This is a genomic window from Bradyrhizobium sp. BR 10261 (genome assembly GCF_019455395.1).
GTDB lineage: Bacteria > Pseudomonadota > Alphaproteobacteria > Rhizobiales > Xanthobacteraceae > Bradyrhizobium > Bradyrhizobium manausense.
Genome location: NZ_JACOFQ010000039.1, coordinates 1 through 12,656, shown reverse-complemented (window position 1 = coordinate 12,656; position 12,656 = coordinate 1). Strand labels below are relative to the sequence as shown.

Annotated in this window: 9 protein-coding genes; 5 read left to right on the top strand and 4 right to left on the bottom strand. The window is 65.6% G+C overall.

The genetic code is table 11. The features are described 5' to 3' along the window. Nucleotides 1–73: 73 nt before the first annotated feature. The gene (locus HYH07_RS32090) at nucleotides 74–967 is read right to left on the bottom strand and encodes a LysR family transcriptional regulator (RefSeq protein ID WP_057753087.1); all 894 of its coding nucleotides are present in this window, start codon (nucleotides 965–967) and stop codon (nucleotides 74–76) included. A gap of 223 nt (nucleotides 968–1,190) precedes the next feature. Between HYH07_RS32090 and HYH07_RS32085 the strand changes: the two genes are divergently transcribed. From HYH07_RS32085 to HYH07_RS32065, 5 genes are read left to right on the top strand one after another with little or no spacing between them, the layout of a single operon-like run. Beyond that, nucleotides 1,191–1,691, top strand: coding sequence for a formate dehydrogenase subunit gamma (locus HYH07_RS32085; RefSeq protein WP_220006224.1), 501 nt, complete (start codon nucleotides 1,191–1,193; stop codon nucleotides 1,689–1,691). Beyond that, nucleotides 1,688–3,244, top strand: coding sequence for an NADH-quinone oxidoreductase subunit NuoF (locus tag HYH07_RS32080; protein ID WP_220006223.1), 1,557 nt, complete (start codon nucleotides 1,688–1,690; stop codon nucleotides 3,242–3,244). Before HYH07_RS32085 ends, HYH07_RS32080 begins: the two co-directional genes overlap by 4 nt. Nucleotides 3,245–3,254: 10 nt before the next feature. Further along, a complete protein-coding gene (gene fdhF / locus HYH07_RS32075) occupies nucleotides 3,255–6,128 on the top strand; it encodes a formate dehydrogenase subunit alpha (RefSeq protein WP_220006222.1) in 2,874 nt (957 codons plus the stop codon). A 4-nt stretch (nucleotides 6,129–6,132) separates the two neighbouring features. After that, nucleotides 6,133–6,963: a formate dehydrogenase accessory sulfurtransferase FdhD gene (gene fdhD / locus HYH07_RS32070; protein ID WP_220006221.1), complete on the top strand. Its 831-nt coding sequence runs from the start codon at nucleotides 6,133–6,135 to the stop codon at nucleotides 6,961–6,963. Further along, nucleotides 6,950–7,186 (top strand): formate dehydrogenase subunit delta, encoded by a 237-nt coding sequence (locus HYH07_RS32065; RefSeq protein ID WP_220006220.1) that lies wholly within the window; start codon nucleotides 6,950–6,952, stop codon nucleotides 7,184–7,186. Before fdhD ends, HYH07_RS32065 begins: the two co-directional genes overlap by 14 nt. Here the strand turns inward: HYH07_RS32065 and HYH07_RS32060 are convergent. From HYH07_RS32060 to HYH07_RS32050, 3 genes are read right to left on the bottom strand one after another with little or no spacing between them, the layout of a single operon-like run. Continuing rightward, complete coding sequence (locus tag HYH07_RS32060; RefSeq protein WP_220006219.1) at nucleotides 7,152–10,130, bottom strand: bifunctional [glutamine synthetase] adenylyltransferase/[glutamine synthetase]-adenylyl-L-tyrosine phosphorylase; 2,979 nt, start codon at nucleotides 10,128–10,130, stop codon at nucleotides 7,152–7,154. The genes HYH07_RS32065 and HYH07_RS32060 overlap by 35 nt on opposite strands. Continuing rightward, complete coding sequence (locus HYH07_RS32055; RefSeq protein ID WP_220006218.1) at nucleotides 10,127–11,587, bottom strand: ATP-binding protein; 1,461 nt, start codon at nucleotides 11,585–11,587, stop codon at nucleotides 10,127–10,129. The genes HYH07_RS32060 and HYH07_RS32055 overlap by 4 nt, the downstream gene beginning before the upstream one ends. After that, the gene (locus tag HYH07_RS32050; RefSeq protein ID WP_220006217.1) at nucleotides 11,571–12,251 is read right to left on the bottom strand and encodes a response regulator transcription factor; all 681 of its coding nucleotides are present in this window, start codon (nucleotides 12,249–12,251) and stop codon (nucleotides 11,571–11,573) included. Before HYH07_RS32050 ends, HYH07_RS32055 begins: the two co-directional genes overlap by 17 nt. Between the last annotated feature and the right edge of the window lie 405 nt (nucleotides 12,252–12,656).

The following is a 12,656-nucleotide window of genomic DNA, read 5'->3' as shown; positions in this document are numbered from 1 at the left end:
TGTTGGATCGATACGGCTAAACCGCGTGGGCACGCTACGCTTTGCCCACCCTACAAGACTGTCGCGATAGCCCTTACGATTGCAGCGATGGCGCGACTTCGCGGGCGATATTGACCAGCGCTGCGATCAGCGGCGTCATCGGGTCGCGCTGCGGGATGACGAGGCCAATGCTGTAGGTGACCTCGGGGTCGACGATCGGGATGGTGCGGACCTTGTCGGACAGGCCGAGCGTCTCGGCGAGCTTGGCCGGCATCACGCTCGCCCACCGCCCGGTCTTGACGTGGGTGAACAGCACCAGCAGCGAATTCGATGTCAGCGTCGGCGTCGCCTCCGCGCCGACCGAGCGCAGCGCACGGTCGATGATGCGGCGGTTCTGCATGTCAGGCGTCAGCAAGCACAGCGGCACCTGCCCGACCTCCTTCCAGGTCACCGTCTCGCGATCGCCGAACATCCCATCGGGCGCGGTGAGCAGGCGATAGCTCTCATTGTAGAGCGGAATGGTACGCACCTTGCCGATCGGCTCGTTCTCGATATAGGTCAGCCCCGCATCGACCTCGAGATTTTCGAGCAGCCCCAGCACCTCCGACGAGGTCGTCGAGCGGATGCTGAAGCGCACCTCGGGATGCCGCGCACGGAACGGCGTCGTCAATGACGCGACCATGCCGAGCACGGTCGGGATCGCCGCAATGCGGATCTCGCCGGAGAGCTGATGCTTCAGTCCGTTGATCTCGTCGCGCATCGCGCGAGCATCGCCGACGATGCGACGCGCCCAGTCGAGCGCCCGCTCGCCCTCCGGGGTGAAACCCTGGAAACGGGAGCCGCGCTGGACCAGCATCACCCCGAGGATCTCCTCCAGCTGCTTCAGCCCGGTCGACATGGTCGGCTGGGTCACGCCGCAGGCCTCTGCCGCCCGTCCAAAATGCCGCTCCTTGGCCAGCGCCAGCAGCAGTTCAAGCTTGTCGATCAATCGTCCGTCCCTTCGGATTCCAACGTGGCATGCAAGCTATCACGCCGGGGCTGCACCAACACGCAAAAACCGGCAGCCGATACGAGTTTCATTACCTGATCGTATCGGTCGATTGCGCTTTCCAATCGATCCGAATTCGCAATCGCAGCATGAGACAGCTTTATTGATCTTCGAATGATTCCAAATAGTTTGCGGAAAGGGACGCTCAATTTGAGAACGAAGAATGACAGCGGTTTTTGAGCCTTCATACGAGCCTTCATGCGAACCTTGGAACGAGATTCGCGGCGGCGAGATCATCGCCGAACATGCCAGCCAGGAAGGCGCAACGCTCGTCATCCTCCATGCGCTCCAGGAGGCATTCGGCTACGTGCCGGAGGCCGCGATTCCCATGGTGGCGCAGGAGCTGAACCTGTCGCGCGCCGAGGTCCATGGCGTCTTCACCTTCTACCATGATTTCCGCCACAAGCCGGCCGGCCGCCACGTGCTGAAGCTGTGCCGCGCCGAAGCCTGCCAGGCCGCCGGCGGCGATGCGCTGGCGGCGCGCGCCGAGGCGAAGCTCGGCGTTTCGCTTGGCAACACCACTGCGGATGACCGCGTCACGCTGGAGCCGATCTACTGCCTCGGCCTGTGCTCGACCGCGCCGTCGGCGATGCTCGACGGTCGTCTCGTCGGCCGGCTCGACGAGAAGCGCCTCGATGCGCTGGTTGCGGAGGCGCAGCGATGAATATGAAGATTTTTGTTCCGCGGGATGCGGCGGCAATCGCCGTCGGCGCCGATGCCGTCGTCACAGCGCTTGACCAGATCGCGCAGCAGCGCGGCCTGTCGATCAAGATCATCAGGACCGGCTCGCGCGGATTGCACTGGCTGGAGCCGATGGTCGAGGTGGCGACGGCAGCGGGCCGCGTCGCCTACGGGCCGGTGAGCGCCGAGGACGTCGCCTCCGTGCTCGAGTCCATGACGAGCGACGGACCGCACGCGCTGCGGCTCGGCGTCACGGACGCGATCTCCTGGCTGAAGCGCCAGACCCGCCTCACCTTCGCCCGCTGCGGCGTGATCGATCCGCGTTCGCTCGACGACTATCGCGCCCATGGCGGCTACAAGGGATTTGAGCGCGCGCTGTCGCTGGGCCCGGACGCGATCCTCAACGAAGTGACGGCATCGGGCCTGCGCGGCCGCGGCGGCGCCGGCTTTCCGACCGGCATCAAGTGGAAGACCGTGGCGCAGGCCAAGGCCGACCGTAAGTTCATCGTCTGCAATGCCGACGAAGGCGACAGCGGCACCTTTGCCGATCGCATGATCATGGAAGGCGATCCCTTCCTGGTCATCGAGGGCATGACCACCGCCGGCATCACTGTGGGGGCGACCAAAGGCTATATCTACATCCGCAGCGAATATCCGCACGCGGTCGAGGCGATGAATGCGGCCGTCAAGGCCGCCAGGCGCGGCGGCTATCTCGGCGACAGGATCGGCGGATCGACCCATAGCTTCGACATGGACGTGCGCGTCGGCGCCGGCGCCTATGTCTGCGGTGAGGAGACCTCGCTGCTGGAAAGCCTCGAAGGGCGCCGCGGCCTGGTGCGCGCAAAACCGCCGCTGCCGGCGCATCATGGCCTGTTCGGCAAGCCGACCGTCATCAACAACGTGCTGTCGTTTGCCGCCATCCCCTTCATCCTCGCCGAGGGCGCCAAGGCCTATGCCGATTTCGGCATGGGCCGTTCGCGCGGCACCATGCCGATCCAGCTCGCCGGCAACATCCGCCAGGGCGGCCTGTTCGAAACCGCGTTCGGCGTGACGCTGGGCGAGCTCGTCGACGACATCGGCGGTGGCACGTTCACGGGGCGCCCGGTGCGCGCCGTTCAGGTCGGCGGCCCGCTCGGCGCCTACTTCCCCCGCGCCCTGTTCGACACGCCGTTCGACTATGAGGCCTTCGCCGCACGTGACGGCCTGATCGGCCATGGCGGCATCGTCGTGTTCGACGACAGCGTCGACATGCGCAAGCAGGCGCGCTTCGCGATGGAGTTCTGCGCCATCGAATCCTGCGGCAAGTGCACGCCCTGCCGCATCGGCTCGACCCGCGGCGTCGAGACCATCGAGAAGATCATCCGCGGCGAACGCGTCGCCGAAAATCTCGCGCTCGTCGAGGACCTCTGCAACACCATGAAATTCGGCTCGCTCTGCGCACTCGGCGGCTTCACGCCCTACCCCGTGCTCAGCGCATTGAAGCATTTCCGGGAGGATTTTATCCCGGCCCCGACCACGCTTCAGGCCGCGGAATAGGAGAACGACAATGTCTCTGATCGAGGAAGTCGATTTCGGCACGCCGCGCTCCAAATCATCAACGATGGTCACGCTCACCATCGACGGCAAAGAGGTCACGGTGCCCGAAGGTACCTCGATCATGCGCGCCGCGATGGACGCCGGCCACCAGATCCCAAAACTGTGCGCGACCGACATGGTCGATGCCTTCGGCTCCTGCCGCCTCTGCGTCGTCGAGATCGAGGGCCGCGCCGGCACGCCGGCCTCCTGCACCACGCCCGTGATGAACGGCCTCATGGTCCACACCCAGAGCGAGCGGCTGAAGCGGCTGCGCAAGGGCGTGATGGAGCTCTACATCTCTGATCATCCGCTCGACTGTCTCACCTGCGGCGCCAATGGCGATTGCGAATTGCAGGACATGGCCGGCGCCGTGGGCCTGCGCGAAGTCCGCTACGGCTATGAGGGCGAGAACCACGTCTTCGCGAAATCCAACGGCGAGGTCAACGCCGCCTGGATGCCGAAGGACGAGTCCAACCCCTATTTCACCTACGATCCCTCCAAGTGCATCGTCTGCTCGCGCTGCGTCCGCGCCTGCGAGGAGGTGCAAGGCACCTTCGCGCTGACCATCTCCGGCCGCGGCTTCGACAGCCGAGTCTCGCCGGGCATGAGCGAGAGCTTCCTCGGCTCCGAATGCGTCTCCTGCGGCGCCTGCGTGCAGGCCTGCCCGACCGCAACGTTGACGGAAAAATCCGTGATCGAGATCGGACAGCCCGAGCACTCCGTCGTCACCACCTGTGCCTATTGCGGCGTCGGCTGCGCCTTCAAGGCGGAAATGCGCGGCGAGGAAGTGGTGCGCATGGTGCCCTACAAGGACGGCAAGGCCAATCGCGGCCATTCCTGCGTCAAGGGCCGCTTCGCCTGGGGCTACACCAACCACAAGGAGCGCATTCTCAAGCCGATGATCCGCGAGCGGATCGAGGACCCGTGGAAGGAAGTGTCCTGGGACGAGGCGTTCTCCTTTGCCGCCGCGAGGATGCGCGGCATCCAGAAGAAATACGGCCGCGATGCCATCGGCGGCATCACCTCGTCCCGCTGCACCAACGAGGAAACCTATCTGGTGCAGAAGCTGATCCGCGCCGGCTTCGGCAACAACAATGTCGATACCTGCGCCCGCGTCTGCCACTCCCCGACCGGCTATGGCCTGTCGCAGACGTTCGGCACCTCGGCCGGCACGCAGGATTTCGACTCGGTCGAGGAGACCGACGTCGCCGTCATCATCGGCGCCAACCCCGCCTCGGCTCACCCGGTGTTCGCCTCGCGCCTGAAGAAGCGGCTGCGCCAGGGCGCAAAGCTGATCGTGATCGATCCGCGCCGCACCGAGATGGTGGAATCGCCGCATGTGAAGGCGCTGCACCTGCCCTTGATGCCCGGCACCAACGTCGCCGTCGTCACGGCGCTGGCGCATGTCATCGTCACCGAGGGCCTCGTCAACGAAGCCTTCGTGCGCGAGCGCTGCGACTGGAGCGAATTCGAGGAATGGGCCGCCTTCGTCGCGCAAGCAAAGCACAGCCCGGAAGCCACGGCGATCCTCACCGGTGTCGATCCGAAGGTGCTGCGCGAAGCCGCCCGCCTCTACGCCACCGGCGGCAATGGCGCGATCTATTACGGCCTCGGCGTCACCGAGCACAGCCAGGGCTCGACCACCGTGATCGCGATCGCCAATCTCGCGATGGCAACAGGCAATATCGGCCGTCCCGGCGTCGGCGTGAATCCGCTGCGCGGCCAGAACAACGTGCAAGGCTCCTGCGACATGGGCTCGTTCCCGCACGAGTTGCCCGGCTATCGCCACATCTCGGGTGATGCCGTGCGCGACCAGTTCGAGGCGCTGTGGAACGTCAAGCTCAACCCGGAGCCGGGCCTGCGCATTCCCAACATGTTCGATGCCGCCATCGAAGGCACGTTCATGGGCCTCTATGTGCAGGGCGAGGACATTCTCCAGTCCGACCCCAATACCAAACATGTGGTGGCGGCGCTGTCGGCGATGGAATGCGTCATCGTTCACGACCTCTTCCTGAACGAGACCGCGAACTACGCCCATGTCTTCCTGCCCGGCTCGAGCTTCCTCGAGAAGGACGGCACCTTCACCAATGCCGAACGCCGCATCCAGCGCGTGCGCAAGGTGATGTCGCCGAAGAACGGCATGGCCGACTGGGAGGTCACCATCGGCCTCGCCAAGGCGATGGGCTTCGAGATGAGCTACAGCCACCCCTCGGAGATCATGGACGAGATCGCAGCGCTGACGCCGACCTTCACCGGCGTCTCCTATGCCAAGCTCGACGAGCTCGGCTCGGTGCAGTGGCCCTGCAACGAGAAGGCGCCCGAGGGCACGCCGGTGATGCATATCGACGGCTTCGTCCGCGGCAAGGGCAAGTTCATCGTCACCGAATATGTCGCGACCGACGAGCGCACCGGCCCCCGCTTTCCGCTGCTGCTCACCACGGGCCGCATCCTCAGCCAGTACAACGTCGGCGCGCAGACAAGGCGCACCGAGAACGTGGTCTGGCATGCCGAGGACCGGCTGGAGATCCACCCCCACGACGCCGAGCAGCGCGGTGTGCGCGACGGTGACTGGGTGCGGCTGGCGAGCCGGGCCGGCGAGACCACGCTGCGCGCCGAAATCACCGACCGCGTGTCGCCGGGTGTCGTCTACACCACCTTCCATCATCCGGACACGCAGGCCAACGTGATCACCACAGACTATTCGGACTGGGCAACCAATTGTCCGGAATACAAGGTCACGGCGGTGCAGATCTCGCCCTCGAACGGGCCGACCGACTGGCAGAAGAGCTACGACTCGCAGGCGCGGCACTCCCGCCGCATCGCGCCGGCCGAGGCCGCAGAGTAACCGCATGCACGTACCGGTCCAGGCCATAGACCGCGAGATCTGGCGCGACGCTGTCGCGTCGGCAGGTACGCGGCTGATCCCCGAGGAGACCCCGCTGGCGCTGACCTATAATGGCGGCACCTATGCCGTCATGATGGGGACGCCGCACAACCTGGAAGATTTCGCCGTCGGCTTCAGCCTGGACGAAGGCATCATCAGGTCCGTCGACGACATCAAATCGCTCGATATTATCCGCCTCGACGACGGCATCGAGCTGCGCATGTGGTTGGAGTCAGAGGACGCCGCGCGCATCAGCGAGCGCCGCCGCCATATCGCCGGTCCGACCGGCTGCGGCATCTGCGGCATCGAGTCCATCGCCGAGGCCATACGGCCCGCCGCGATCGTGCCGCAGGGTCAGATCTTCACGCCGCAACAGATCATGACGGCGATGCAGGCGATCGCTCCCCTGCAATCGATCAACATGCAGACCCGGGCGGTGCACGCCGCCTCCTTCTGGTCACCGTCGCACGGCATCGTCGCCTTGCGCGAGGACGTCGGCCGCCACAACGCGCTCGACAAGCTCGCGGGCTCGCTCGCGCGCAGCCGGACGAGCGCAAGCAACGGCATGGTGCTGCTGACGAGCCGCGTCTCCGTCGAGATGGTGCAGAAGACCGCCGCGATCGGCGCGCCCGTCATGGTGGCGGTTTCCGCGCCGACAGCGCTTGCAGTACGTACCGCGGAGGCTGCCGGCATCACCCTGATCGCGATTGCGCGCAGCGACGGGTTTGAAGTGTTCACGCACCAGGGCCGCGTTGCGGCTGATTGTGCTCCGGAGATCATCGATGTCGTCGCCTGACCGCCTCGTCTACATGGCCAACCAGATCGGCACTTTCTTCCGCAGTCAGGGTCACGACAGGGCCGTGCCCGGGATCGCCGACCACATCAAGAAGTTCTGGGATCCCCGTATGAAGCGCGCAATCTTCGCGCATCTCGACGCGGGCGGCGCAGGGCTGGAGCCGAACGTGCTCGAAGCCCTCACCTCGCTCAAGCTGGCGACTTCCCTTCCAGAAGCGCGCTGAACACGCGCCGCACCTCGCTTTGCGTCTCCTTCACGCGTGCCTCCAGCGAGGAGAAATCCGGTGCGTCGCCGGCGCGCGCCATCACCCGCTGCAGATCGGTGCCCGCGGTTTCCGGCTTGAAGCGGTCGCTGACGCAGAGCCGCAGGATCTGCGTCAGATCATGATAGAGCCGCGCGGCGGCGCGCAGGATTTCGGTTTCAGGTTGTCCGATGACGCCGAGCCTGCATGCATTGTCCAGCACCTGCAACGTGCTGACATCGAGAATCTCGGGCTTGTCGTGGGCGTGGACGAGCTGGAGATATTGCGCGATAAAATCGATGTCGACCATGCCACCTGAGGCGTATTTCAGGTCCCAATAGTCGGTCTCGCCCTTCTCCTGCGCGATGGCGCGGCGCATGTCGGCGACGTCGTTGGCGATGGTGGCCCGGTCGCGGCGGCGGGTCAGGACCTCGCGGACAATCTGCTCGATGCGCGCGGTGAATTCGGGCGACGCCGACACCACGCGCGCGCGCGTCAACGCCATGTGCTCCCAGGTCCAGGCCTCATTGGCCTGGTAGTCCGCAAAGGAGACAAGGCTCGACGCCACGGGACCCGCGCGTCCCGAGGGCCGCAGCCGCATGTCGATCTCGTAGAGCACGCCGTAATTGGTGCGGGTCGTGAAGGCGCTGATCAGGCGCTGGGTGAGGCGGGCGAAATAATGCGCGCCCTGAAGTGATTTATCGCCGTCCGAGTCCGGATGGTCGCTGTCGAAATCGTAGAGCAGGATCAGATCGAGATCCGAGGACGCGGTCATCTCGCGGCTGCCGAGCCGTCCCATGGCGATGATCGCGGTCTCCTGCCCCCTGATCCGGCCGTGTTGCGCGGCAAAGCGATCGGCGACGAGACCGTGGACGGTGTGAACGATGCCCTCGGCGACATCGGCAAAAGCCGTGCTGGCCTGCTGCGCCGAAACGGTGCCGGACAGGATGCGGGTGCCGATCAGGAACAGGCTCTCCTGTCCGAACAGGCGCAGCCGATCCAGAAACTCCTCATAGGAGCCCGCATCCTGCACCGTGGCCGCAAGCCGTGCCGACAGTTCCCGCCGATCCGGCATCGCGCCGAAGAAGCGCGGATCGATCAGGCCGTCCATCAATTGCGGTTGCCGTGCCAGCATCTCGCCAAGCCGGGGCGCGGCGCCAAGCACCAGCGCCACGAGCGCGACGAGATCGCGGTTCTGGCCGAGCAGTGTGATCAGCCGGCCGCCGCGCTGGAGCGCCCGGAGGAACTGATCGAATGCCGTCACTGCGCGGTCCGGCTCCTCCGCATGCGCCAGGCCATCGATCAAGGCCGGCACGAACTCGATGAAAGCGTTGCGCGTCTGCTTGTTGCGGAACACGCGATAATCCGCGGTGAGCCAGTCGCAGACGGTCTGCGCCACCGCGGCAGGCTTCTTGAAACCAAGCGTCGTCAAATGCTGGAGCAGGCGCGGACCGTCAGGGCCGGTGCGATAATCGATCGCGGGCAGGCTTGCCGTGCCGGTCGGATCATCGCCCTCGAACAGTTTTTCGTAGTGCCCCTGGACGATCTCGAGCTGGTGCATCAGGTCGCGCGCAAAGGCCTCGCGGCTGTTATAGCCGAAGAACCAGGCGAATCGTTCGACCGCCTCCTTGTCATCAGGCAACGCATGGGTCTGCTCGTCGGCGATCATCTGGAGACGATGCTCGACCCGGCGCAGGAATTCATAGGCCTTGGTCAGCTCGTCGCGGGCGGCGGAGGTGATCCAGTTGCGCGCGGCGAGGACATTGAGCGCGGCCAGCGTCGGCCGCACCCGCAATTCCGGATGGCGGCCGCCGGCGATCAGTTGCTGGGTCTGGGCGAAGAACTCGATCTCGCGGATGCCGCCGCGGCCGACCTTGACGTTGTGCCCCTCGACCGCAATCTCGCTCTGGCCGCGATAGGTCTGCATCTGCCGCTTCATGTCGTGCACGTCGGCAAGTGCGGCGAAGTCGAGATGCTTGCGCCAGACGAAGGGCGCGATTTCGGCCAGCAGCGCCTCGCCCGCTCTGGCGTCGCCGGCGCACGCCCGCGCCTTGATCATGGCGGCGCGCTCCCAGGTGCGCCCTTCCCGCTCGTAATAGTTCAGCGCTGCATCGCGCGAGATCGCCACTTGCGTCGAGGATGGATCGGGCCGCAGCCGCAGATCGACGCGGAACACGTAACCATCATAGGTGCGCTGTTGGAGAATGCGCGCCAGGCCTTGCGTGACCCGCACGAAGAACGGCTGCGGCTCGATATCGGGCACAAGCGTCGCGGCATCGGGGTCGAAGAACACGATGAGATCGATGTCGCTGGAGTAGTTGAGCTCGCCGGCCCCCATCTTGCCCATGGCGAGCACGATCAGGCCGCAGCCGACCTCGGGCGCCTCGGGATCTTCAGGCAGGATCTTGCCGCGTGCGGCTTCCTGACGCAGCAGGTACTGCAGCGCCGCCTGCACCGAGGAGACCGCGAGATCGGTCAACGCCGCCGTCACCCGCATCACCGGCCAGATCCCGCCGATGTCGCACAGCGCGATCAGCAACGCCGCCTCAGCCTTCATACGGCGAAGCAGCCGCATCACCTCGGCTTCATCAGGCGCGGCAAGTACCGCGCCCCTCGCCTCCGCGATCAGCGCGGCGAGATGCGCATCCGGCTCGCATTCGAGCAACCGAATCAGGCGCAGCGGATCGGCCCGCACCAGATCGAACAAATAAGGCGAGAATTGCGCGATGCCGACCAGGATGTCGCGCGCGAAGGGGTGAGCCAGCAGCGCTTCCAGACGAGCCGATTGGGCCGGCTCGAGCTCGGCCAGCCAGCTGTCGAAACGTCGTTCGTCTGATGTGGAAACGGCAATATGGGGAGCCTCCGCGAAGCGTGCGGCAAGGCTCTCGCCAGTCTTGTCCGCGTTTCCCGGCGCGGAGTGGTTCATGCCACCTTCTGTGGCACATCCGGCATTGGCGGGGCAACCCTGTCGCCGGCACCGGCGCGCGCCGGCAGCACCAGCGTGGCGACGAGGCCGGGATGGGCATCGCCCAGGCGCAATTCGCCGCCATGCAATGTGGCAACGGCCGAGGCGAGGCTGAGGCCGAGTCCGGAGCCCGGCATGGTGCGGCTCGCTTCCAGCCGCACGAAGCGCTCGATGGCGTGTTTGCGATCGCCTTCCGGAATTCCCGGGCCGCGATCGGTGACGCTGAGCAGCACCTGATCACCTTCGCGCCTGGCCTCGATCGTGATCTGACGAGCGTCCATGCTGACCACTGACCCCGCCGACTGCGTGGCCGGCTTGCCGTATTTGATCGCATTCTCGACCAGATTGGCGAGCGCCTGGCTGATCAATTCGCGATTGCCGTGAATGGGCGCTGCTTCCGTCTTGACCTTCAAGGTCATGCCGTCGTCTTCGGCGAGCGGCTCGTAGAGCTCGTGAATGCCGGCCGCGACATCGGCGGCATCGAAATCATCCATGTTGCCGCGCGCCTGACCGGATTCCGCGCGTGCGATCATCAGAAGCGCGTTGAAGGTGCGGATCAGCCCGTCGGATTCCTCGATGGTCCGCTCCAGCGCGGCGCGATAGTCGGCCTCGCAACCGGATTTCGCCAACGCCTCCTCGGCGCGGTTGCGCAGGCGCGTCAGCGGCGTCTTGAGATCGTGGGCGATGTTGTCGGAGACCTCTTTCAGCCCCGCCATCAGCGCCTCGATCCGCTCCAGCATGGCGTTGAGGTTTTCGGCGAGGCGATCGAGCTCGTCGCCGCTGCGCCCGACCGGCAGGCGCTCGCTGAGATCGCCGGTCATGATGCGATGCGCGGTGCCGCTCATCGCGTCGATCCGCGTCAACACCCTGCGCGCGACGAAGACGCCGCCGCCGAGGCCGAGCACGACGACGATCAGGATCGACCATTGCGCGGCCTTGGCGACGATGCCGAACAGGCGTCGCCGCTCGGCGAGATCACGGCCGATCAGGAGGCGGAAACCATTTTCCAATTCGATGACGCGAACGAGCGCCCGATGGTCGCGGTCATCCGTATCCTCGATCCGCCGATAGGCGGTCTCCGACCAGCCGATGGTCGCCATCACACCCGGCGCCAGCGAGCCGACGTTGCCGGCGATCGCCTGGCCGGTGGGCGAGGTTATGAGGTAGAGATTGGCGCCCGGCCGCAACGCGCGGGACTCGATCGTGCGCGCTAGGCCGTACAGGCCGCGACGGCCGTAGATCTCGTTGATCTCCGAGGTCTCGGCATTCACCGTCTGCGTGATCTCTTCGGTGATCAGCCGCCGCGTGTTCCAGGCGAAATAGCCGAGCAGCGAAGCCGCGAAAATCGCAAACAAAAACAGGTAGACCAGCGTCAGCCGGAACGCCGTGGTGCGGACGAGTTTACCGAATGCCGTCACGGATCATGTACCCGGCGCCGCGGATCGTGTGCAGCAGCGGCCGCTCGAACCCCTTGTCGATCTTGGAACGCAGCCGCGAAATGTGCACGTCGATCACGTTGGTCTGCGGATCGAAATGATAGTCCCAGACGTTCTCCAGCAGCATGGTGCGCGTCACCACCTGGCCGGCATGCTTCATCAGATATTCAAGCAGGCGGAATTCGCGCGGCTGCAGCGTCAGCTCGTCCTTGCCGCGGGCGACGCGGTGGGAGAGCCGGTCGAGCTCGAGGTCGCCGACACGGTAGAGCGTGTCCTCTGCAGGTCCGCCGCGACGGCGCGACAGCACCTCGACACGGGCGAGCAGTTCGGCGAAGGAATAGGGCTTCGGCAGATAGTCGTCGCCGCCGGCGCGCAGACCCTTGATGCGGTCGTCGACCTGACCGAGCGCGGACAAGATCAGCACCGGTGTCGCGTCGCCCTTGTCGCGCAGCGCGCCGATCAGCGACAGCCCGTCGCGCTTGGGCAGCATGCGGTCGACCACCAGCACGTCGTAATCGCCGCTCTCGGCCATGGCGAGGCCTTCCTCGCCGTCACCGGCGTGGTCGGCAATGTGTCCGACCTCGCGAAACGCCTTCACGAGATAGTCGGCGGATTCGCGGTCGTCTTCGATGATGAGGAGGCGCATCGTGCGTTCGGCGGCGGTCAAGGAGGTCAACCTTCTCTAAACATGGCGCTAGCGGCAATCCCATGCAAGCCGAGTGGGCGAGACTTGGTCGAGAACTTGGGTCGGCAAAAAGGGCGGGCGGTGAAGCTGGGGGGACCTCACCGCCCTATGCCTTCCGACGGAGGGGGGCGTATTCCACCGGAAGGTAGGTCGGGAAGCGAAAATTACGCTGCTTCCCCGAAGGGCGCCGGCGGCGGGGGCGACTGATGCCGGCGACACCCTTCATGTCGTAAGCCTCCTGAGGCTCAGCCCTTGTCAGCCCTTGGCGATGGGCACCGCGACGAAGCGCGACTGGCCGCCGCTCTTCACGCGCATCAGGACGCTGTTCTTGTTGTCGGTCCGCGCCGTGTTGATGGCGTCGCGGAC